This window comes from Photobacterium kishitanii, from assembly GCF_000613045.3.
In the GTDB taxonomy this organism is placed as follows: domain Bacteria; phylum Pseudomonadota; class Gammaproteobacteria; order Enterobacterales; family Vibrionaceae; genus Photobacterium; species Photobacterium kishitanii.
Genome location: NZ_LN794353.1, coordinates 385,230 through 407,701, shown reverse-complemented (window position 1 = coordinate 407,701; position 22,472 = coordinate 385,230). Strand labels below are relative to the sequence as shown.

18 protein-coding genes and 1 riboswitch are annotated in these 22,472 nt (G+C 38.0%); of the genes, 8 read left to right on the top strand and 10 right to left on the bottom strand.

Annotation, left to right across the window (positions count from 1 at the left end; translation table 11 throughout):
- Nucleotides 1-171: 171 nt before the first annotated feature.
- The 3 genes from PPBDW_RS17100 to PPBDW_RS17090 all read left to right on the top strand — a co-directional run bounded on the left by PPBDW_RS17100 (nt 172) and on the right by PPBDW_RS17090 (nt 3,652).
- Nucleotides 172-495 carry a YkgJ family cysteine cluster protein gene (locus tag PPBDW_RS17100; RefSeq protein ID WP_081278712.1) on the top strand — a complete coding sequence of 108 codons (324 nt, stop codon included), beginning with the start codon at nt 172-174 and terminating at the stop codon, nt 493-495.
- 274 nt (nt 496-769) lie between these two features.
- Nucleotides 770-961 (top strand): hypothetical protein, encoded by a 192-nt coding sequence (locus tag PPBDW_RS17095; RefSeq protein WP_036790729.1) that lies wholly within the window; start codon nt 770-772, stop codon nt 959-961.
- A gap of 18 nt (nt 962-979) precedes the next feature.
- A complete protein-coding gene (locus PPBDW_RS17090; RefSeq protein WP_054262152.1) occupies nt 980-3,652 on the top strand; it encodes an ExeM/NucH family extracellular endonuclease in 2,673 nt (890 codons plus the stop codon).
- Nucleotides 3,653-3,701: 49 nt separating this feature from the next.
- Here PPBDW_RS17090 and thiE read toward each other — a convergent pair whose 3' ends face one another.
- The 10 genes from thiE to PPBDW_RS17040 all read right to left on the bottom strand — a co-directional run bounded on the left by thiE (nt 3,702) and on the right by PPBDW_RS17040 (nt 12,740).
- Nucleotides 3,702-4,358: a thiamine phosphate synthase gene (thiE, locus tag PPBDW_RS17085; protein ID WP_036790726.1), complete on the bottom strand. Its 657-nt coding sequence runs from the start codon at nt 4,356-4,358 to the stop codon at nt 3,702-3,704.
- Complete coding sequence (gene thiM / locus PPBDW_RS17080) at nt 4,355-5,191, bottom strand: hydroxyethylthiazole kinase (protein ID WP_424022322.1); 837 nt, start codon at nt 5,189-5,191, stop codon at nt 4,355-4,357. The genes thiE and thiM overlap by 4 nt, the downstream gene beginning before the upstream one ends.
- Entirely contained in the window at nt 5,184-5,861 is a 678-nt protein-coding gene (gene tenA / locus PPBDW_RS17075) for a thiaminase II (protein ID WP_036790724.1), read from the bottom strand. Before tenA ends, thiM begins: the two co-directional genes overlap by 8 nt.
- A gap of 12 nt (nt 5,862-5,873) precedes the next feature.
- On the bottom strand, nt 5,874-6,806 hold the full coding sequence (locus PPBDW_RS17070) for an ABC transporter substrate-binding protein (protein WP_156312924.1): 933 nt from the start codon (nt 6,804-6,806) through the stop codon (nt 5,874-5,876).
- A gap of 77 nt (nt 6,807-6,883) precedes the next feature.
- A complete protein-coding gene (locus PPBDW_RS17065) occupies nt 6,884-7,687 on the bottom strand; it encodes an ABC transporter permease (RefSeq protein WP_036790718.1) in 804 nt (267 codons plus the stop codon).
- Nucleotides 7,680-8,447: an ABC transporter ATP-binding protein gene (locus tag PPBDW_RS17060; protein WP_036790715.1), complete on the bottom strand. Its 768-nt coding sequence runs from the start codon at nt 8,445-8,447 to the stop codon at nt 7,680-7,682. The genes PPBDW_RS17065 and PPBDW_RS17060 overlap by 8 nt, the downstream gene beginning before the upstream one ends.
- The gene (gene thiD / locus PPBDW_RS17055; protein ID WP_036790712.1) at nt 8,437-9,279 is read right to left on the bottom strand and encodes a bifunctional hydroxymethylpyrimidine kinase/phosphomethylpyrimidine kinase; all 843 of its coding nucleotides are present in this window, start codon (nt 9,277-9,279) and stop codon (nt 8,437-8,439) included. Before thiD ends, PPBDW_RS17060 begins: the two co-directional genes overlap by 11 nt.
- Nucleotides 9,280-9,388: 109 nt before the next feature.
- A riboswitch (TPP riboswitch) is annotated at nt 9,389-9,489 on the bottom strand.
- Between the two features lie 187 nt (nt 9,490-9,676).
- Nucleotides 9,677-9,859, bottom strand: a complete 183-nt coding sequence (locus PPBDW_RS17050) for a hypothetical protein (RefSeq protein ID WP_146146330.1) — start codon at nt 9,857-9,859, stop codon at nt 9,677-9,679.
- A gap of 335 nt (nt 9,860-10,194) precedes the next feature.
- Nucleotides 10,195-11,703, bottom strand: a complete 1,509-nt coding sequence (locus PPBDW_RS17045; RefSeq protein WP_036790709.1) for a DUF3360 domain-containing protein — start codon at nt 11,701-11,703, stop codon at nt 10,195-10,197.
- Between the two features lie 536 nt (nt 11,704-12,239).
- A complete protein-coding gene (locus PPBDW_RS17040) occupies nt 12,240-12,740 on the bottom strand; it encodes a class IV adenylate cyclase (RefSeq protein ID WP_054262151.1) in 501 nt (166 codons plus the stop codon).
- A 1,021-nt stretch (nt 12,741-13,761) separates the two neighbouring features.
- Between PPBDW_RS17040 and PPBDW_RS17035 the strand changes: the two genes are divergently transcribed.
- The 5 genes from PPBDW_RS17035 to PPBDW_RS17015 are packed head-to-tail and all read left to right on the top strand — an operon-like array spanning nt 13,762 to nt 22,247.
- Nucleotides 13,762-15,780 carry a prolyl oligopeptidase family serine peptidase gene (locus PPBDW_RS17035; protein WP_036790706.1) on the top strand — a complete coding sequence of 673 codons (2,019 nt, stop codon included), beginning with the start codon at nt 13,762-13,764 and terminating at the stop codon, nt 15,778-15,780.
- Nucleotides 15,781-15,794: 14 nt separating this feature from the next.
- On the top strand, nt 15,795-17,912 hold the full coding sequence (locus PPBDW_RS17030; RefSeq protein ID WP_036790702.1) for a TonB-dependent hemoglobin/transferrin/lactoferrin family receptor: 2,118 nt from the start codon (nt 15,795-15,797) through the stop codon (nt 17,910-17,912).
- Between the two features lie 11 nt (nt 17,913-17,923).
- The gene (locus PPBDW_RS17025; RefSeq protein ID WP_036790700.1) at nt 17,924-20,203 is read left to right on the top strand and encodes a proprotein convertase P-domain-containing protein; all 2,280 of its coding nucleotides are present in this window, start codon (nt 17,924-17,926) and stop codon (nt 20,201-20,203) included.
- 4 nt (nt 20,204-20,207) lie between these two features.
- The gene (locus PPBDW_RS17020) at nt 20,208-21,665 is read left to right on the top strand and encodes an Lcl C-terminal domain-containing protein (protein ID WP_054262150.1); all 1,458 of its coding nucleotides are present in this window, start codon (nt 20,208-20,210) and stop codon (nt 21,663-21,665) included.
- A 12-nt stretch (nt 21,666-21,677) separates the two neighbouring features.
- Nucleotides 21,678-22,247 carry an Lcl C-terminal domain-containing protein gene (locus tag PPBDW_RS17015; protein ID WP_036790697.1) on the top strand — a complete coding sequence of 190 codons (570 nt, stop codon included), beginning with the start codon at nt 21,678-21,680 and terminating at the stop codon, nt 22,245-22,247.
- The last annotated feature ends 225 nt before the right edge of the window (nt 22,248-22,472 follow it).

Genomic DNA, 22,472 nt, shown 5'->3' with positions numbered 1-22,472 from the left:
TAAATCTATATATACACGAGTGAAGGGGAGAATGATTACTTAAACGTTGTCATCATATTTCTATTTATACTACGAATAGGATAGTGCTTGTATAAGCAATAACAATGATGTCAGTGTTTTTAGGGTGGGTTTGAGTTACTATGCACCTAAGAAAACATAGCGATAATAGATATGACCATTGATATAACGAATATAAGCACCGAACCCGATCCAAGTATGACCTGTAGCACTTGCCAAGCATGTTGTTGTCGGTTGGAAGTGATGATTATTACCGATACAGGTGTTCCTGAAGAGTACATTGATATTGATGAATGGGGTGGTGAAGTTATGCTACGTCTTGACGATGGTTGGTGCGCTGCTGTTGATCGCGATACGTTACTATGTACTATTTACGAAAATAGACCGTGGATCTGTCGTGAGTTTGAAATGGGGTCATATGAGTGCAGCATTGAAAGAGCAACTATGCCGCCACGCTTACCATCTACAACAAAATAATAGAAAATTATAAATCAAACTGTATTAGCGTATTAATATAAATATAGTTAATACATTTTGGTTATTACTTTTATTAATATATATTCCTTCCTCGTTATAAATTAATAATAACTCCTACATTAATTCCAAATTAGAAAAATAGTATTATTTGTTTAATGTTTTGTTCTCTATATGGAATTGAGGTCACAAAACTTTACTCTTAATATTGAGTTTTTGATTGGTTAAACTACTGTGCAAGCTAAATTCTGTGCCTTTAATAAAACAAGAAGAAAATATGGATATTATTACAGTATTTAACGGCAAACAAATGGTTGATCCTTATGGCGCGTTAGTTTCAGATAAAAACCAAACCAATAACCATTGGTGGGATAAAGAACGTTCTAGGATGAAAGTCTCAACCTTTATAGTCTTTGAAACTAATATTGATAAAGTTGTTCAAGATACTTACGCATCTCTATATTTTTAATTGAAGGGAATTATAATAATGAATAATAGATCACTCTCTTTATTGGCGTTAGCGGTTAGTGCTGCTATTAGTTCATCGAGTTATGCGGGTATTGATAAGGTATTTATTTCTAAAGATGTTGAAGGCTCTTCAAATAATAAAGCGATAGAAATATTAGCCACGAAATCTGTATCTATTACACCTTGTCGTGATGCTAAGGGAATAAGTCAAAAACGTATTGGTGAGATTCAGGGTAGTTCATACCGTTCGCCACTTATTGCTGATGGTAAATATAAGAGTGATGCAGAATATCTGGTAACGGGCGTAGTTAGTGCTGTGACCACTGGATTAGAGAAAGGCTTTTATCTATTTGATGACGATGGTGTAGATACTACATCGAATGGCATATTTGTTGAGACCAATGTACCGTTAAATGCAGATCTTATTGGTCAAGAAATTTGTGTTCGTGGTTTTATTGAAGAAGATTACGGTATGACCAAAGTGGTCGCAACCAATGATTTGTTGGAAGTCGTTAATTCCAATGCTGGAAAGCCAGCAGCAACCGATCTCGTTCAAATTGCTGAAGATGGTAATAGTTTTCAAGCAACGCTAGAACGTCATGAAGGTATGTTAGTTCGCTTGCCTACTGATATTGTTCCAGAGCAAGAAGATGATCAAACAATGCGAATTTCTCGTACGTTCAGTTTTGATTACAGTGGTTACCGTAATAATTTAGTCTTAGCATTTGAACGACCAAATTTCCAACCTAACCAACACTATGTTGCTGGCAGTAAGGAAGCGAAACAGCAGGCTGCAGACAATAACGATCGCCGTCTTTATGTTGAAACCGATAGCAAAGCTGCCAATGGCGTGATCCCTTATTATCCTGATTTTGGCATTGATCCTCAGAATAATCCGCTGCGCATTAACGATGCTATTGTTGGTTTAGAAGGGGTGTTAAGCTACTCATATAATAATTTCCGTTTAATTACTCAAAATACAATTACAGCTGAAAACATTATTAAACATCAGCCTCGTCAGCCTACACCAATAGTGAATGATAAAACTGAACATCATAGTTTTGGTTTACGTGTAGCGACTTTAAATGTATTGAATTACTTTAATTCACCGTTCGGTGGTGATGCAAACCCACAGCAATCAAATCGAGGAGCTGACTCCGAAGCTGAATTTGAACGGCAACAAGCGAAAATTGTCGCGGCTATTCATGGTTTAGATGCTGATATTCTTGGGTTAATGGAAATTGAAAATAACGGCTATGGTCGTGCAGGGGCTATTTCAGGTTTAGTTAACAGTGTTAATTTAAAATATAACCGTGAAGACTCAGCAGATCACACTAAAGCAGATCATATTGATAACCGCTATGTCTTTATTGGAATTGATTCTAACGGCGATACGATCATTGATAAATTAGATACGTTTGGTGGTGATGCGATCACCTCTGGTATGCTTTACCGTCCTGCTCGAGTTTCTGTTGAACAAGTAAAACAAATATTGATGCCATCACAGCAAGCGCCTGTGGTTGCGGATAAAAATGGTGTCGCATTAGTTGATAGTAAAGGTAAAGTGCGTGAAAGCGGCAAAAACTATCAACGCGATATGTTGGCTGCTTCGTTCATTATTAATAATACGGGTAAACGTTTAACCATTGGTGTTAATCATCTTAAATCAAAAGGTTCTACATGTTGGGAAGACTGGCAAGGTTGGGAAACATGGCAAAACTTCGATCCAGCGAAAGGTAAAGTCAAAGATCCTGATTTCCAAGGCTCTTGTGAAAACTTTCGGGTGGCAGCAGCTTACGAAATTGGTAAGCAAATGGAAAAATGGGGTGGAGATCGCGTCATTGTTGGTGATTTAAACTCTTACGGCCAAGAAGATGCATTGTTGGTATTAACGGATAATCCAACAGGAAAAACACTTAAAGCTGCGCGTGATACCTTTATTGGTGAACAGCTCCAGTTTGGCGCTGAAGGTGGGCTGATCAGTCACAGTTATGGTTACATCAATGCGGTAGACATGATGAGTAAAGGTAAACCACACGTTGGTTATAGTTACTCATATAATGATGAAATTGGCTCGCTTGATCATATTCTTGTCAGTCCTTCGCTTAAAGATCGCGTTTTAGATGCAACGGATTGGCATATCAATGCGGCGGAATCGACGTTGTTTGATTATAACGAAGAGCATAAAGGCGCCAATATTGATTTATTATACAGTGCCGACGCTTACCGCTCATCGGATCATGATCCTGCTATTTTGGCGTTAGCATACCGTTACAACCAAGCGGGTGAGGTGCCACTACAAATGTTACTTGATGGTAGCCGCTTATCCGTACCTTATACAATGCCAGCAACGGCACAAGCAGGGGATATTGCGACTATAGCAATCTCACCAACGCCTGAAATATCTCTACCTAGCATCGCATTAAAACAAAATGGTGCTCAGACGATTATGTTTAATGTTGATGGTTTAAAAGCGGGTCATTATACGTTTACGCTTTCATTAACAGGTTCAACAATTAACAAAGCAGTGGTTGATAATGCAACGCAGCAGATAGAGGTTAATGTTAAACATCGTGATGGTGTTAAGATTGATGATAATATTACACCTCCACATAATAGTTCGGGTGGCTCTTGGGGAATCTTTGGCTTGCTATTACTGTTAGGTTTAAGTTTATTTAGACGTAAACACTAAAACAGAATTGATAATCTAAAATGGGCTGAGAGTTTCAGCCCATTTTTTATTATTGTAAATTTTGGCTAAGTAATGCTGCTATCTCTTTTGTTGCTTGACGAGGATCCTCTGCATGACTTATTGCCGACACAATCGCAACACCGTCAGCACCAGCTTCCATTATTGCAGTTAAATTAGAGTGATTAATTCCGCCAATGGCTACAATTGGAAAGCGGCTGATTGCTGCTGCGTGCTGTAAGCCTTCGATTCCCCAATATGTCAGCAAATTGTTTTTCGTGGTGGTCGCAAAAATAGCACTGAGCCCGATGTAATCAATCGGTAGTGAGGCTGAATCTAATAGCTGTTGCTCGGTTTCAATTGAAAGTCCAATCAGTTTATCGTTACCTAATAACTTTCGTGCTAGGGTGACGGGCATATCCGTTTGTCCTAGATGAACGCCATCGGCATTGACGACCAGGGCAACATCAACCCGATCATTAATGATCAATGGGATATGATGGCCTGTTGCTGTATAGACTTGCTGAAGAATGGTTTTAATTGCTTGAGCGCGTTGAATAAATTCGCGTACATCACCGTGTTTCTCACGCACCTGTACCATAGTTACGCCGCCAGCAACGGCTTCACGTACCACGCGTTCTAAAGCCGTGATGCTTTGTTGATCATCGGTGACTAAATACAATAAATAAGGGTTGTGGATATTACTCATAATGATGATACCACTCCTATACGAAGGTGCTGACGTATTTGATTGGCACTAAGCTGATATAAGCCATCGAGAATATTGAGTTGTAATGTTGCAGGGCCTGCTGAATGTTTCGCGGCTATTTCACCAACGATTGCTAATATCGCAGTAGCAGCTAGTCCGGTAGTATCACCGACAGCAGCAAATGCGCCAGTCAGTGCGGTTAGTGAGCATCCCATTCCTGTGATATATGGCATCATGTGGTGACCGTTTTTAAGGCTAATGACGCGAGTGGCGCTAACAACGTAATCCACTTCACCAGAGATAACCACATTAGCTTGATAATGTGTCGCTAAATAGTGCGCAGCGGTTAATGCTGTATCACTGCTATCGAGAGCATCAACACCTCTGGTTTGGCTGCTTTCGCCAGCAAGAGCAATAATCTCTGAAGCATTACCGCGAATAATCAAATTATTAGCGTTAGCGGCAATGGTACGTGCTGTTTGAGTGCGGAGTAGACTCGCACCACATCCGACCGGATCTAAAATGATCGGTTTGTTGTACGCGTTGGCTTGCTCTACCGCAAATAACATTCTTTCAATCCATACACTATCTAGTGTACCGATATTGATTACTAGTGATCCTGTAATTTGCATCATCTCTGTCATTTCTTGCTGCGAATGCGCCATAATGGGTGAAGCTCCAATGGCGAGCAAAGCGTTGGCGGTAGTATTCATGACGACAAAATTAGTAATATTGACCACTAATGGTTTTTGTTCTCTCACTAAGGCCAATGCGGCAATAATATCATTGGTAATAGAAACATCAGTAACAGTGGCGTTTGATGAGTTATTCACTATCGATTACTCCAACATTGAGTCCTTGTTGCCAGAATGCAATTTCCATTTCTGTTGCTACTTTAAAAGTTTGAATCAATTGTTGGCCACGTTGACTATGAACGGAGATTTCTGCTAATAGGTTATTTAAATATACCGTTGCAGCAGCGACACCTTGCTGATAATCCTCACCGCTATAAAGATCAATCCAGCTACGATAAGGGTTGGTATCAAACACTGTCTGAGTATCATTGATTAACATATTACCAATTGCAGCATAACCAATGGCACAAGGCGCAAGAGCCACATATAAATCGACGATATCCCCTTGCATACCTGCATCTAATACATAACGTGTATAAGCAACAGTAGCGACATCTTCAGCTTCTTGTTCCATATCTTGTTCAGTCAGGTGCCAAGCACCACAATAATCAACATGATGTGCAATTTCGTGATCAAGTAAAGCGGCTACACTTGGCAGTGCTCGACGCATATCGGCTAGCGTTCGGGCTTTATAAATGGCTAACGCATAAGCACGTGCATATTGTTTTAAGAACAAAAAATCTTGTTTTAAATAATGCATAAAACAGGTGTGCGGCAGTGTACCTTGACCAAGTTGCATCACAAATGAATGGTGGGTATATGTCTGCCATTGTGGTTGGCAAGCATCAATTAAATCTTGGTATGTCATGATAATCTCTCCTTAGAAGCTGCCAATGTAATTTTTGGCTTGAGGTAGTTTGGTTATAACGTGGTGGTTAAATAAGAATTGGGCGTAATCATCGTAACGTTTAAAATCAACGGCCGCAGGGCGCAAAGCAAATCGGCTTAAAGTGTCATTCCATGCTTTATGGTTAAGCGTGTTATCTAAGGTGTCAGGGGCGTATTGAATGAATTGTTTCCAAGCTGCATCTGGGTGATTAATGATATAAGTGGTTGCTTGGGTGATAGCAGCATTAAAAGCCGTGATAGCTTGACGGTTATAATGTTTGCTATTGGCGACAAAAATTAATTCATCATAACTAGGGATGCCGTTTTCTTCAGGAAAAAACGAGATAGTTGGATAACCCTCTAAAGCTAATTGGTTGGTTTCAAAATTACGTAGTCCCCCCCAGATAGCATCAACTTTACCTGAAGCCAATGATGATGAGAGTGCCCAACCGACATTAACAATTTTAACATCGCTTAATTTAACGCCGTGAGCTGCAAGCATAGTACCAATGGTCGCATCTTCATTACCTGCGATTGAAATCCCAATGGTTTTTCCTTTTAGCTGTGATAAATCGGTAATGCCACTTTTCTTTAGTACCATCAAAGTATTAAGTGGGGTCGCAATCAGAGTAGCGGTTTTGATTAATGGTAAGCCAGCAGCGACATCAATCGTTAAACTCGGTTGATAAGAAACAGCGAGATCTATTTTATTGGCGGCAACTAATTTCGGTGGTAATGACGGATCGGCAGGCTGCTGAATATCGACTTCTAAACCGTGTTGTTTAAAATAACCTCGTTGTTGAGCAATAATAATCGGGCCATGATTTGGGTTTACAAACCAATCAAGCATTAGGCTTATTTGGGTGAGCTTTTGAGGGGGAGTGCTAGCTTTAGCGCTGACAGAAAAGCCAAACAGTATCAACATTGCTGCGGAGATTAAAATAATACGTTTCACAATAAATCCTTTAAAGAGTAAGTATCAAAAGAGTGTTAAGTGCGTTGTTAAAGTTGCCATGGAATAAGGCGCTTTAATAACCGATCAGTGATGAAATATAGTGCTACCGATAACAGCGATAAAATGAAGAGTGCTGCGAACATTTCATCAATCATCATGCGAGCATTAGCTTGTAGCATTAAATAACCTAAGCCTTGACTGGCACCGACCCATTCGCCAGCGACAGCACCAATCGGTGCAATAACTACCGCAACTCGAATCCCAGAAGCCAGCGCAGGTAAGGCTGCAGGAAAGCGAATATATTTAAGCTGTTGCCACTTGGTCGCGCCCATCGTGGTTGATAATTCAAGATAACCGGTTGGTGTATTACGTAAGCCGTCATAGCAGCAAGTGGTAACAGGGAAAAAGATAATTAACGCTGCCATAACAACCTTGGAGCCAATGCCATAACCTAACCACAGCATTAACACTGGCGCGATGGCAAACACAGGAATGGCTTGGCTTGCAATCAGTAACGGTAATAACCATCGTTTAACAGGTTTAAATAACAACATTTGCAAGGCAAAAAATAGCCCTAGCGATAAACCTAAAATGAGTCCAAGAATGATCTCTTGCCCTGTGACCCAAGTATTACGAAGTAACACGTCGTATCGCGTAACTAATCGCTGCGCCACATCCAGTGGTGGTGGTAAAATAAAACTGGGTAAGTTGAACACCACGACCGTAAGTTGCCATAGCCCTAGTAGCACACTAATACTGATTAGTAACCGTATTGGTGCGGCAAGGTCATGGGTTGTAGATGACTGCTTATGGGCTGCTTTGGTGGTGATTAAACGAGTAATATCAGTCATGATCGTGTGCCAATATGTCAAAAATACGTTGCTGGTGGCTAGCAGATTCAGCATCAAAGCGCCGTGGTGGTAATGTCGGCGGTAAGGACAATGCAGTGGCAAAAGCGGGTTGACCTTGTAATATATACAGCTGATCACTCAATCGGATTGCTTCCTGAGGATCGTGGGTAATCAGTACCACAGTTTTATGTTTCAGTAATTTCACAAATAGATCTTGGAGGCGATAACGGGTGACGGCATCGAGTGCTGAAAATGGTTCGTCCATTAATACAATCGGTTGATCTTGCAATAATGTTCTAGCAAGTGCGACGCGCTGTCGCATACCACCAGATAACTGTTGGGGTAATAGCTGCTGTTTATCTGCTAAGCCGACGTGCTCTAATAATGTTATTGCTCGTTGTTGTAGATTTGAGTTCGAAGCATGGTGGCCGAACTTACTACTAATACAGACATTTTCTAACACCGTTAACCAAGGCAATAACAGATCTTGCTGTGCCATATAAGCTACTCGCCCTGTTAAAGGCTGATTATCTGAAATAGTCAGTTGACCTTGCCATTCAGTTGTCTCGTTTAATAATCCCGCTAAGAATTTAATTAAGCTGCTTTTTCCACAACCACTTTTACCCACTAGGCATGTCCATTTGTTAGCAGCAATCGTTAAATTCAGATCCTTAATTACAGGGATATTTTCGGTAGCGCTGCCATTTGAGTGATAACGTAAGCTGCCATTAATTATGGTGATTTCCAGATCAACGCACATGATGATGACCTGCAAAGAAGTGATTAACAGGTCCGTGACCATGACCAATATTGAGTTCATCGGCGGCGGTTATGGCTGCGGTAATGTAGCGTTTAGCCAAGGTAGTTGCTGTTGTAAGATCATTGCCTTGTGCTAAATAGGAGGCGATAGCCGCAGACAGAGTACAACCAGTGCCATGAGTATTGTTGGTGTCAATACGAGGGGTTGTTAGCTCGATAACGTTATTAGCTAAAATCAATAAATCAGTGCTATCACTACTTTGTTCTAAATGTCCGCCTTTAAGTAACACGGCATGAGGATTAATGTCTCGCAATGCGCTAATCATTGCTTGCATATCAGCCATAGATTGTGGGATTTCTAAACCGGTTAATGCAGCGGCTTCTGGTAGGTTAGGGGTAATAATATCAGCTAATGGCAGTAATTCAGTTTTGAGCGTAGTTATAGCGTGTTGTTGTAATAATACATCACCGCTGGTGGCAACCATTACTGGATCAATAACTAAAAATTGTGGTTGATAATGACGAATTTTAGCCGCAACTAACCGAATAATCTCACTATCAGCGAGCATACCAATTTTTACAGCTTGAACATTTAAATCCGTAAAAACAGCATCTAACTGTTGTTCAACCATCTCAAGTGGAATAGCGAGTATACCGCTAACACATTGGGTATTTTGAGCGGTAATTGCGGTGATCACCGAGCAAGCATAACTACCTGTTGCTGAAATGGCTTTAATATCTGCTTGAATGCCAGCACCGCCGCCACTATCCGATCCTGCGATAGTTAACACAATAGGCGTAACAGTGTGGTGTGACGATGTGATAAGTGACATACATAATTCCTCATGCGCAGCATCAGGAACAAGTATCAAGCAGGAAAGCGTAAACTGCGGTATGAGAATGTGCAGTTGTGACTCAAGCTTGCATCTATTAACGGTGTGGTATCGTTGATAGTTAGTTCCCTCCGCCAGTGCTAACTGGTTCAGGTTCAACGGGTCCCACCATTATGGTGATCTCAGCTTAAAGCCCCCCGACTAATAGCAATTATCCTAATCCACAATAATTGGGTTGTCACTATATTTTATTGAAAAATAATAGGTTACAGGTGTTGTTTAGAGATATTAATGAATAACACATTAATTTATTGAATGTTTTGTTGCTGGGATAGAGCGTGGTTTTTTTTGGTTCTATGACCGTCACTTTTTCAAATGGGGCACAGATGGGGTACGATTATCTTAATGCCATCTCCATTTTTTCTATTTCTGATTCATTTCCACTCGGCATCCAAGTGCCATAAACCTTCAATACCATTGTCATATCTTTGTGGCCCATTTGGGATGCAATAAACGCAGGATAACTCCATGGCTTAGCATCCAGCAGGCATATGTATGGGTTACGAGATCGTATATTCATAGTGACGATATTGATTGAGAGAGACACTTACCAGTGCAGTTCAGCAAAACACTGATAAAAGCGATTAAGTCAGTGAAGTGGATTGTTACAATTGTTCGATAGATGAAACTAAGGCCTTGCGATTGCGAGGCCTTTTTGTGTTCCGATCAAAACTAAACATTAATCGAGCCTAGCTAATATAAATGCCAGACTGTCTTAGCTGATGCTTTAAATCTAGGGGTTGAACTGAGTTAAAAGCAGTTGGGTAATAAGACGATTTAATAAAACGTCACCTCACAACGTAATTAAACTTAATAATAAAAAGGGTTAAACACTCAATAACTCTTATTTAAAGGTTAACGAACACTTGGGATAATCGCCGGTATCCCAGGTAGAAGACCAACCAACGCCATCACACCACTTAGCACAATAAACATAGTTCCAGGCAACACCCAACGGCTCATTTTACTAAGTTCATCACTACGTTCTTTACAACCGATTAAGCCTAAGTTATCTAACAGCATGGCGAGAGACCAGCCAAATGCTGGGTTAACTAGCGCTGAAGAAAATACAACAATCGCTGCCGATTGTGTGGTTTTCCCTTCACGCGTCATTTCCATTCCAGCTTCTAGCAATGGAACGAATACCCCAACAATTAGCGCAACACAAAGTACAGGCTGCCATATAGCTAAATCCATTGGGTAGCCCCAAACAGCGGCTATGATACAGAACAGAGCCGTCAGTAAAGCGCCGGCAGGAATAGGACGTTTTGCAATAGCCGCCGGTACGATATAAGTACCCCATGAAGAAGTAAAATTAGTACCACCGAGCAGAGAACCGAACGTTTGACGAATTGAAGCCGTAGTCATGGTATCGTCAATGTTCATATGTACTTTTTCTGTACGTTCTGGATAGCTGATTTTTTGAAACACTTGATGCCCTAAAAAATCTGGCGACCACATAGCCACTGCTAAAATAGCAAAGGGTAATACCACCATGAAATGCTCAAGCGTAGGTAAGCCTAGCATCCAGCCTGTATCTTCTCCCCACCAATACATAGGGTTCATATTGGGCAAACCAGGCTCGGTTTGAAAAGAAAACGGGGCACCCATTGCAAAAGCTAAAGTACCACCCAGCAAGCAGCTAAGAGGTACTGCTAGCCAACGCTTACGAAAATGTTCCAATAAAGAATATAAAATAATAGTGCAAAAGATCACTACAAAAGCAATATGACTCATACCTATTCCCTCAGCCCAAGCGAATAGATTTTTAACTTGAGAAGCAGTTCCCACAAAGCCAAGATAGAGCAATAAACCGCCACATACGCCTTTACTGGTGAGATTTGCCAACATGCTGCCACCTTTACTGATGGCTAAGATTAAGCCAAACGCACCAATCAGCAACCCAAAAGCCATAGGATGCCCGCCGGCGGCAACGACAATAGGAATTAAAGGGATTAATGGGCCGTGTGTACCCGCAAGGTTAGCGGTCGGCAATAAAAAACCAGAGAAAAGAATAATGAAAACAGATGCTATGAGTAATTCAAAACGAACATTTTCTAAAATAAAGCCTTCATTTAGTCCTAGAGCCCCAGCAAAGGTTGCTGCAATGGCTCCCACCATAACAACTTTACCAATGGTACCCGCCAGAGCTGGGATGGTATCTTCTATCTCAAATCGATAATCTTTAAACGGTAAATTGGGACGCCAGCGTTTAGGCGCCATGATTTGTAATTCGTGCTCTAAATATTGTTCTCGGGAACCAAATTCCGAACTTGGTTTATGTTGTTGTTCATAAGTGAGTTCATCCTCATTGATTTGAGGCTGATCTGGTTGTATATGTACGGACTCTAAAGTACTGCTCATTTTGATTCCTTTCGCTCATACTCTAAGATGTGTAATTCCAACAATGTTAATTACTCATGCTCGAAGGTTTAGCCGAGTAGTTAGCTATATACTTTCTGGTACAAAGAACTCTATGACTCTATATTATGGATAAATTGAGTTATTATTAATAAGTGAAGGCAACGCATTATAAATAGGGCGCAGAATAATCAGGAATAAGGTCGTTATTTGTTATAACCCCCTGAAGCTCACTATTAAATAAAATAACCAATCAACCTACTACTAAAAGTAATCATTGAAGTTCAGTTGTTAGTATCTTATACCAAACGAAAATAGTCTCAGATAGCTAGACATTAGTCGTAGAGCACGACGACTAGTATGAGAAATTATAGATAGCATGTAGCAATTATATTTGTATGCTATTAATTTTACAGGTAATAAAGTAAGGGGCTTGTCTTTTTTAGTTATTATTTTTGTAATATGAATACTAGGTGATTATTTGAATTTAGTTTTTTTTTGCGTAGCGCATCTGAGGCATTAATGAGTAAGCCGAGTCGCTAACTCATTAATTGACCGGAACATATTATAATATTTTCGAGTATAATTAATTCAGATCGATAACCATCAAGTAATTTATTATCATCAGTCATAATGGCAAACTCACCTAGTCCATCAAGTTTATCGAAAGTAATATGAAACTTACCGACAAAATAAAGACTGCGAGTTTTCTTTATCGCCAACAAAATATGATAGTCTATTGTTTTAATAATACTTTTTTCTTTATTGGTATCAGTAATGTTTGTTGGCTCACAGCAGTCAGCTTGATGCCCTTTAACTATCCAAAGTTTAATTCCTGACCGTTCTATTTCTCGAATACAAAGGCTTTTATTTTCAGCGAAAAGATGTTGTTCAGCAGTGTCAAAATAACAATCTGATTCTAAATTATCTTGAAGCATAACTTCGTGCGTCATTAATTTTAATATAGTTAAGCACTTAGATTTAGACTCCAGACGATATTTTAACGCTACTTCAAATTTACCTTCAAAATGCTCTGATATTATAATTGCTACTTATTTAATTATAAAAGATTGAGAATAGCACTCCAATAAAGTTGAAGTTGGTTGATGTTAATTATGTACCATTATTAGCTTAGAAAATAAGTTATCTCATTTACCGTTACGCGGTCACGTTCATTGCCGTATAAGCAGCTTAGAAAATGATACAGCTCTCTACTTATTAGCGTCATATTCTTATGCGGTATGTTTGTTGTTTTGCAAAAGATAGTAAAGAGTATTTATGGATAAACTACTGGCTATATTGAGTAGTGTAAATACGAGAATTACAGAAATAGCTAAGCTGTCAGATATGCAGTTTAAATAGATAAAAAAGCAATGATAATTGAATTGGCCCTATTAAGGGCCTTTTTTATAGGTAAAGATAAGTGTTTTTGGGTTGAATCGCCCTTTTAAAATTAATGATTACAGCCTCATGTTAATGAGGGCGAGTGTACACCAGAGACACTAATGCACATATTTCAGCAACTAAAATTGTATATTGATTTTATGTCATGCTAATGAGTTAGTGCCACTTTTATCAATTAACATTTTTTAGATAAACCTTTGGTCTTTTACTTATTGAAGAAGGTGTAAGTTGATTACTCAGTACGATGTTAGTGCAGTAAAAAGCAGTGATATTACGAATGTTTCAGCAGCAATTAGTCATATTTCTGTTGGTAAATGTCTTATCTATTTGCTATGAAAAGATAAGGATTACATTTAAAGAAATAGTCATATTTAATTGTTAAGTTATTGATATTTATTGTTTTAGTGTTGGTGTTAACTCTGCTGTTATCTTTTGGATTTATAGTAATTAAGTTTATAAGAAGCGTAATAGTGAACAACTAAAAGGGTATGTATTTTTAATGCATATTGAGGCTACTCATACTAAGAATTCCTGTTTTATGTAACACAAAAGATAGTAATTTTGTATTTTTATTACCGTTAATTAAATGATAATGATTATTGATCTCATTATCATTAATGTGTATGGTGTGTAAAAATTTACTTCTATAAGTTTATTATGTTGTTAAGTTCTGCGTTGTTAAGTTCTGTCTTGTTAACTTCAATGTTACAGAGTCCTTTTTGTGATCTTTGTTGGTTACGTGATGATAGTCGTAAAAGTACGGCAGTTTTGGCACATTTAAAAAATGAAAATGAGCTATCTGAACGCTATTTAAAACCATTGGTGAGCAAGCAGAAAAATCTGCTCAATGAGTGGGAAACTATGGCTGGATATAAAGCAGAAAAGCCTTGGTTAGATATGAATGGATATCATTATAAAATTTTAAATACAGGGAAGAGAGGTGTCTTAATACGTAAAAATAATCACAGCGAAGATGTCGTAATTAATATTGATGATCGAGCATATAATCATGATTATTATGACTTAGGGAATTGGAGTGTTAGTCCAAATAACCGTTTAGTTGCAATCGCAGAGAATACTATAGGTGATGATAATTATGTTATATCAGTAATAGATATCGCTTCAGGAAATATAAAGACTAAGTTATGTGGCGAGTATGCTGATACTTTAGTCTGGAAATCAGACGAAGAAATTATTGTTGTTCAAAATGAAGTTAATACGTATCGACCATATAAAGCGGTGTTACGAAATATTAATAAAAACACATCAGTTACGTTATACCAAGAAACAAAACCGGCTTGGTTAGTTTCTGCTTATATAGCATCCGATGAGAAAAGTATTCTTATTCAGAGTAATAATCATGATACGAGTGTTCAATATCTATTACGTAAAGAAGAATTAAGTATTGATTCAAAAGCAGCGCTTAGATTAGTTAAACCTCAAAAGAATAGTGTCGAGTATTATGTCGATGTGCTGGATGATAAGTATTACATAAAGTCTAACAAAGGGGGGAATTTTGCAATTTACACTGCTCAGGATGTGCAACGTGAATGGGTGCCTATTATTCAACCTAAAGGGGAGATTATTCGTTGGCTCCTTGCTGATCGTCGTATTGTGATTGAAGAGAAAAGACAAGGAATAACATTATTAGAAGGTTTTGATCATCAAGGAAAAAAAGTATTTAGTAATAATTTATCAAAAGCGGCATCAGTTGGATGGATGGATCGTAATACGAACCCTTCAAGTCAGACAATTAATATACGTACTATGGGGTTAAGTCAGCCGCCAGCATGGACAAAGTTAAATATAGAGACTGGTGAAATAGTTAGTTCAAAAGCAGATATATATAACCAATTTGATACAGAGAACTATGTTTCAAAACTGATTAGTGTAAACCACCAAGATGTAGAGGTGCCTGTATCTTTGGTATATCGCAAGGATATGCTTAAAGATAATTCTCCAGTATTCCTTTACGGTTACGGTGCTTATGGCGTCACCATGCGTCCTTATTTTATGCCGCAGATTATTTCACTAGTCGATCGAGGTGCTGTTTATGTTATTGCACATGTCCGTGGTGGTGGTTTTAAAGGTGATGATTGGTACCAAGCAGGTAAAGGTGTAAATCGACGTAATAGTATTCAAGATTTTATTGCTGTTGCTCAGGCTATGAAACAATTTCGGATTGCATCATCAGCACAGAAAGTGGACAGAGATATTTTAGCGCTAGGTAGTAGTGCTGGCGGTACGCTCGTTGCTGCAGCAATCAACCAGTTTCCTGAATTATTTAAAGGGGCTGTACTGCAGGTACCATTCGTTGACGTACTAAACAGTATGTCTGATGAATCTATCCCATTAACTGGTCAACAGTATGCTGAATGGGGAAACCCTCATAAGTCTGAAGAGCGTGATGTGATGCGTGCTTATAGCCCATTTGACAATATATCAGCACAAAATTATCCCGCTATGTTAGTTAGAAGTGGTTTATTTGATAGTCGCGTGCCTTATTGGGAAGCAGCGAAATATATTGCACGTATTAAAGAATCATCGACAGCAAATAATCCTTATTTGTTAGTCACTGATTTGCTGTCTGGACACAATACCGACAGTAATAAGGCGCTCCGCCAACAAGCGATGGATTATGCATTTTTGCTTAATCTGACCAATACCAATCAATAATAAGTAGTTTATCCATGAATAAGACAGTACTCGCTGTAGTGATTTCTGCGCTCTGTGGAAATGTATACGCGGCTGACATGTTATCTTCACAATTAAAAAATGAATCAGTTTTTCAAACAAATGTCGTGATGGTCTCAGCGCAAAAAATTGAAAAAGAGCCTTATGAAGTGAATGGTTCTGTAACGGTTATTACATCCGAGGAATTGGAACGCGAAGGTGCAACTGAGCTTTATGATAGCTTGAAAAATATTCCTGGTGTCAGTGTTAGCGGTGGTGCTGGACGTCCTCAGAATATTACGATCCGTGGTATGAGTGGTAACCGCATTAAAATTATTGAAGATGGTGTTGAAACGAGTGATGGTTATGGTGCTGATGATTTAAATGACAAAGTGGGGCGTAATAGTTTTGATTTGTCTGCAGCAAAACAACTCGAGGTTATAAAAGGGGCCGGCTCTTCTCTGCATGGTTCAGGATCCCTAGGTGGCCTAATTGTAATTACGACTAAAGATGCATCGGATTATCTTTCATCACATAAAAATACTGCTGTTGAAGTTGACTCTAATTATGTGGGTGAAAGTAACAAAATAAAAGGTACCGTGAATATTGCACAGCGTATAGGTTCATCTGAACATTTAATACGTTATAGCCAATGGATGGGAAATGAATCTAATAATTATACTGGCGAAGTATATGATCGAGATATCGATGGATTTGATATTTCTTTAATAAGTAATTTTTATATTAGTGATCATCAAGAAATTAAAACTAAATTTTCTTATTACGAAGATACAATGAATCGAAATGATCATAATAATTATAAGCCTGGTGACTTTAATGAAAATACAGTTACCTCTTCTAATAAATATCAAGTGACATATTTATATAATGGTGCTGATTTTGCATTATTTGATGATGCTAAAGTACTGACTTATTACCAATTAACAAAAAATAACAATAATAAAAAACAGTATGAGACTAAATTGGTCCAAAATGTAAATTACAAACATTTATCACTTGATAATAGTTTATTTGATGAAGAAAAAGTGGGGTTGAAAACAGAATTCCAACGTCATCTTGATAATCAAAATATAGTATGGGGTGTTGATACTGTTTTTAAAGAACATTCACGGAAACTTGTAAAAACTTCTATTAGTGATGGCTCTACATCTATTTCTGAAACTAATCCTTTTGCTGATGCTAATACGTTTAATATAGGCATGTATGTACATGATGACATTATGTGGAATGCATGGGATATCGGTGTAGGCATTCGATATGATTTTCATCAGTTAACGCCGAAAGATAAAAATCAGCTAGCTAGCAATGGTTATAACTTAGCGCTTAGTAATGCAACATCAAGTGAAATATCGCCGTCATTTTCTATTGGTTATAACTTCAGTGATGAATTGAAGGCGTACTTTAGTTACAACCATGGCTTCAATTCGCCTAATTATGCCAAAGTATATGGTTATGTTCCTCATGATGGCATACCGCCATTCGAGATAGTCCCCAATTATGATCTGAAAGCAGAAACCAGCGATAACTTTGAAATTGGCGTGAAATCTCGTATGGGCATCTACAGTGTTAATGCTGCAGTGTTTTACAGTGATTTTGATAATTTTATTCGTACGAAACAAACGGGTATGAACAGTGATAATGGACGTATTACTATTCAATATGTGAATCTCGATAAAGTGACATCATATGGTTTCGAGATGACCGCAAGCGCAGAAATAAGTGAAACTGTAACCGCTTCAGGCAGTGTGGGTGTGGTGACTACAGAAGATGATAATGGTGCATACGTTGAAACATCAACCCCGTGGGAAGGTAATTTAACACTTGATTATAGCCAAGATTTTGATGCGTTTGTGCGTTGGAATTTTGCGGCAGAGATGAATAAAGTACCAACATGTTCAGATGGTGAATGTGTGACAACGGCAGGTTGGAGCACTGTAGATTTAGGGCTAAGTTATGAGCCTATTACTGATCTATTTATTAGTAGCAATCTTAATAACCTCTTTAATCGTGAATATATACGCTACCAAGATGTAGGTGGCATGTCAGATGCGATATCAAAATATAATGCTGAAGCGGGGCGTAATTTTAACGTCCTCATTAAGTATAATTTTTAAAGGGGAATGTAATGAAAAAGCATATCTTAGCACTATTGTTCCCCATCGTAGGTTTGTACGGTACAGCTCCGTTAGCAAGTACGATCGACTTTCCGTCAGACTCTGTTTATGTAACATCGAGTGATGAAGTGAAGCGATTTCTTGCACAGCGCTATATGTTAACTGGTTTAGTCAATGAAAGCGTTTCAACGAGTTTGGTGTCTACGCAATATCGTTTTTATCAAGGATTTAATAACGCTATAGCATGTAGTAGTTCGGTAGTTGTTACCGTTGATAAAAACACAAAAGAAGTGATACAGATTTATACGCACCTTCTAAGCGAAAGTGAGTGCCAATCAGCTAAAGATGATAATCGAGCGATTGATCTTAATACGCCAGAGCAAACCTATGCTCCTTTTGTTGCAGCCGGTAGTCCAAAGACAATTGTTACTACGACATTTAATGTTTTTGACCCTGATCCATTAACAGCACTTGAAGATACAACATTGGAATATTCTGATGTGATATCAAGTGCAGCCTATTCACTCTATTCTGGTGTTGAGGTGACAGAAGTAGAAGGGATACGGTATTTAGAAAATAGTCGAGTCAGAGCCGTTGATGTACGAGCTTTTGATATTGATGGTGATGGTGTATTAGAGTCAGATATCAGCCAACAAGGAATTATAACGTCGGCAAGTGATTTTACGATAGAACGAGATATCAAGGATTATGGAAATAAAAATACTCAGTTTTTAGATACGATGGCGTTTTATCATATTGATAAATCAGTGCAGTATTTACAGCAACTTGGTTTTGACATATTCAGTGAGCCCGTTCAATTCGATGCATTTTTTGGTAATAAAGACAATTCAACCGCGTATTCATCTCAAAATGTGATTGTGTTTGGTAATGGAGTATCTGCAGATGCTGAAGATGCCGATGTGATTTTGCACGAATTAGCTCATATGATTAACTTTTCTTTAGTTAAGCGGTGGCGTGATGGTGATACCGGCGCGATCGGTGAAGGGCTGGGAGATTATTGGGCTGCTTCTTCTCGTTACCGTACAAATAAAACATTTCAACCCGAGATAGTATTTAGTTGGGATGGGGTAAATACATCAAAAATAAGTACGCGTATTTTAAACGATACTGAAGCGCGTTACGTACCTGGTATATCTTATCCTGCGCATGTAGTAAGAAATGGTACAAATGCAGATCAGTTATGGTCCACACCTTTATTTCAAGTCTTGAAGTTGGCGATTGCCGAACACGGTGAACGTGTACATGAACATATCGACCGTATTATTTGGGAAGGTATCGCAGCATTAGGTGGCGGAGTAACAATGCCTGATGCTGCTTTAAGTATCGTGAAAGCAGCTGAGCGACTATATCCTCAAAGCAATTATAGTGATTTATTTGTTAAGCAGTTTAAAGCGTATAATATTTTAACCAACACGGTCGTTTTTTATGCGCCACAGTTTTTAATGGTTAAAGATGAAAAAGCCACTATTCCATTAGATATTTATAATATCTCAGGCAAAAGTATTCATAAATTTACCGGAAGTTTTGAACAATCTGATGATGTGATCTCTTTTAATGTTGGTGCGTTTGGTAATAGTTTTAGCCAGAAAAAACAACAAGCAACGATCACAGTAAAAGTTCCTGATAGTACGCAATGTGGCGAAGCATTCACTCTTAATGCTGAAACGGTTACAGATTTTAATAACCAGCAAGTTCCAACTCAAGATGAATACAGTATTCCATTTGTCATTTGTACACCCAAACTAACTCATATCCCAAAAGTAGAAAACTCTGCTTTGATCGATGCAACCTCCACAGAAGGAGGGCTCGGAGGAAATAAAATTGGAGTTAAATCATATTTATTAACCTTATCTGATACTGCAGTTCTAAATAATGATTTTTCTGTTTCTCTACATATTAAACATAAGCGCATGTCTGATTTAAAAGTCACGTTAACACCCCCAATTGGCGATCGTGAAATAACGTTGCTCGCTTATGAAAACATTCAGCAAGATGAATTTAATCAACAATTGATGTCCCGATTTAATCAGGAAGTTAATCGTTTGAAAGGCGAATCACTTGAAGGTACTTGGACGTTAAAAGTAACTGATCGTGCTGTAGGTGAAAGTGGCGAACTGGTTTCTTGGGGGATAGCGAATATCTCAGGTTATACCAAACCAGAAACAACGAAAGATAATAGCAACCGGTCGGGTGGAGGAAGCCTAGGTTGGTTGTCATTGTTGGTGCTTGTCGTCATTAAATTAAGAGAAACACTCATTAAGAATAGGTGAAATAATGAATTTTAAACTTTCTATCGTTGGTGCAATTGTCAGTATTGCACTAGCTGGTTGTAATGGATCTTCAGATTCTGATTTAGAAGGCTCTAAATTAACATATACATTAACAGGTAAACTTGCTGAAGGTTTCAGTGACAGCATAATGGTCTGTGTCGATCTCAACAGTGACTTTATATGTGATGATAAAGACATTGTTTCAGAATCAACGGATGGTACTTTTATATTAAAAAACAAGAACTCTTCGTTATTAACTAAACCTATTGTGGTTTACGGACGTAATATAAATTCAACAAAGTTATCTAATGAGTATGATTTTAAACTAGTAAGTCCAGCATCGAAAGAATTTGGAGAAAGTAAGGTAATTACGGTTTCAGCCGTCTCATCTCTTGTTTTTTCAAAAATGAACGATGCTAGTAATCCGCTATTGTTTGCAGATGCAGTGAAAAGTATTAAACAATCTCTTAATACACATATTAGCAGTGATATTGATGACATTTTTACAATTGAATTATCTGATGAGGCTGAAAAGGTAAAATTCAATCATTTTAATGACAACTTTGTACGCTATATGGAAGAACTTGATAAAGACGAAGAGTTTAAATCAAGTTTATTGAAAGTTGGTACTGAATCTGAATATCTTGTAAAAGCATTTTCTGCTAATGATACCGATGCAATCTCGATTGTAAAAAATAAAATAAAAAACAACACCATTAAAGCCCTTGGTTTTAATGATACTGGCGTAACTCAGCATTTTGTAAATGGCAAAATGCAAGACCAACCCAGTGATGAATTTCCTGGACAAGATGCTGATTATGGCCTTGATAGTTCTGGGAAATCAGGGTTCAACTTAGTCAAAATTGACAATAAAGGTAATGAGCTTATACAAACGGCTAAAAATTGGGATTGTGTAAAAGACCTTAATACTGGTTTGATGTGGGAAGTGAAGGTTGATGATGTTACTAGCCCACGTCATAAAGGTAGAGGTTATGAGCTGAAAACGGCAACTTATACACCTAACAAAAACGATCATGCTGCTGCGACATGCAGTACTGATGGAAACAGCGATTTTTGTAATACTGAACAATATGTTAATTACATTAATAAAATCAATCTGTGTGGTAAAAGTGATTGGCGATTACCTACTGCTAACGAACAATTTGATTTATTGGATCTAAGTGAATCACGCAAATTACCTGATGCAGATTTATTAACGGGTATGAACTTGGACTTTTTCCCACATGTAAATGGGGGTAATGATGATCTTGGTTGGTATTGGAATACAACCCGTTTTACAACAGATAATCCTGAAGCGCTTATTTATACCAGCGTTGATCAAGCAGGAGACACTATTGGAGATCTAACTTATGGCATTGATCTTTGTAAGAATGATAAAGCCATTGATGAAGATGGCTGTTATTACGAGAATGCACTCTTGGTTCGCTTGGTTACAGAATAAGGAATAATAAAAATGAATAAGATATTTACTGCTGCATTATTGGTTGTTTCTGCCTGTTCTAGCCATGTCCAGGCGGCTGTAACCGCTCAAGTTTGTATTCAAGCACCTCGTACTGCACCTGATGGTCGTTTTGAAGTAAGTAAAAACGGTACAGTGAAAGATTTGAAAACAGATCTAACATGGATGCGCTGCTTAGTAGGAATGAAATGGGATGGTATTAGCTGTATTAATGAACCATTATTACAAACATGGCAACCGGCTCTTCAAACAGTAAAAAATATTAATAACAATACGAAGCATTATTTATATCAATTTGGTGGGATTACAGAATGGCGTTTACCAAATATTAAAGAATTACAAAGTATTCATGAATCATCATGCTACCAGCCAGCTGTCAATGAATATGCATTTCCTAATATAGGTAAAAATATTTATTCTGGTGATAGTACTGTATGGTCATCAACTCCAGCACATTGGTCGAAAGAACTTTTTGTTTTTGGTGTAGGTGATGGTTCTATTAGTCGACGAGATGGTAGTTCTGCTTGGTCCGAATATTCGATGTTATTAGTAGCTAACCAATAGGCACTATTTAATATCGGTCTAAATAAAAACACTAGCTTAGTTTATTTATTTTTCGTGCCTAATAACATATAAAAACATTTTAATATTCTTTCTAGTGGAAAGTGTATAGGAGTGGGTGATTTTATCATATATATAATCGCTCACTCATTTTTATACTGATATAAAAGTATAAAAATCAATTAATGATTGGTTATTTTTACTTTAGTCATAAGTTGTATAACTGCC

Bases quoted from the DNA above. Each gene is read 5' to 3' on its own strand.
- PPBDW_RS17035 (WP_036790706.1), top strand. From the start codon at position 13,762: ATGTTGTTAAGTTCTGCGTTGTTAAGTTCTGTCTTGTTAACTTCAATG.
- PPBDW_RS17065 (WP_036790718.1), bottom strand. From the start codon at position 7,687: ATGACTGATATTACTCGTTTAATCACCACCAAAGCAGCCCATAAGCAG.
- PPBDW_RS17095 (WP_036790729.1), top strand. From the start codon at position 770: ATGGATATTATTACAGTATTTAACGGCAAACAAATGGTTGATCCTTAT.
- PPBDW_RS17050 (WP_146146330.1), bottom strand. From the start codon at position 9,859: ATGAATATACGATCTCGTAACCCATACATATGCCTGCTGGATGCTAAG.
- thiD (WP_036790712.1), bottom strand. From the start codon at position 9,279: ATGTCACTTATCACATCGTCACACCACACTGTTACGCCTATTGTGTTA.
- PPBDW_RS17025 (WP_036790700.1), top strand. From the start codon at position 17,924: ATGAAAAAGCATATCTTAGCACTATTGTTCCCCATCGTAGGTTTGTAC.
- PPBDW_RS17015 (WP_036790697.1), top strand. From the start codon at position 21,678: ATGAATAAGATATTTACTGCTGCATTATTGGTTGTTTCTGCCTGTTCT.
- thiE (WP_036790726.1), bottom strand. From the start codon at position 4,358: ATGAGTAATATCCACAACCCTTATTTATTGTATTTAGTCACCGATGAT.
- PPBDW_RS17020 (WP_054262150.1), top strand. From the start codon at position 20,208: ATGAATTTTAAACTTTCTATCGTTGGTGCAATTGTCAGTATTGCACTA.
- PPBDW_RS17030 (WP_036790702.1), top strand. From the start codon at position 15,795: ATGAATAAGACAGTACTCGCTGTAGTGATTTCTGCGCTCTGTGGAAAT.
- PPBDW_RS17060 (WP_036790715.1), bottom strand. From the start codon at position 8,447: ATGTGCGTTGATCTGGAAATCACCATAATTAATGGCAGCTTACGTTAT.
- PPBDW_RS17100 (WP_081278712.1), top strand. From the start codon at position 172: ATGACCATTGATATAACGAATATAAGCACCGAACCCGATCCAAGTATG.
- PPBDW_RS17090 (WP_054262152.1), top strand. From the start codon at position 980: ATGAATAATAGATCACTCTCTTTATTGGCGTTAGCGGTTAGTGCTGCT.
- tenA (WP_036790724.1), bottom strand. From the start codon at position 5,861: ATGACATACCAAGATTTAATTGATGCTTGCCAACCACAATGGCAGACA.
- PPBDW_RS17045 (WP_036790709.1), bottom strand. From the start codon at position 11,703: ATGAGCAGTACTTTAGAGTCCGTACATATACAACCAGATCAGCCTCAA.
- PPBDW_RS17070 (WP_156312924.1), bottom strand. From the start codon at position 6,806: ATGTTGATACTGTTTGGCTTTTCTGTCAGCGCTAAAGCTAGCACTCCC.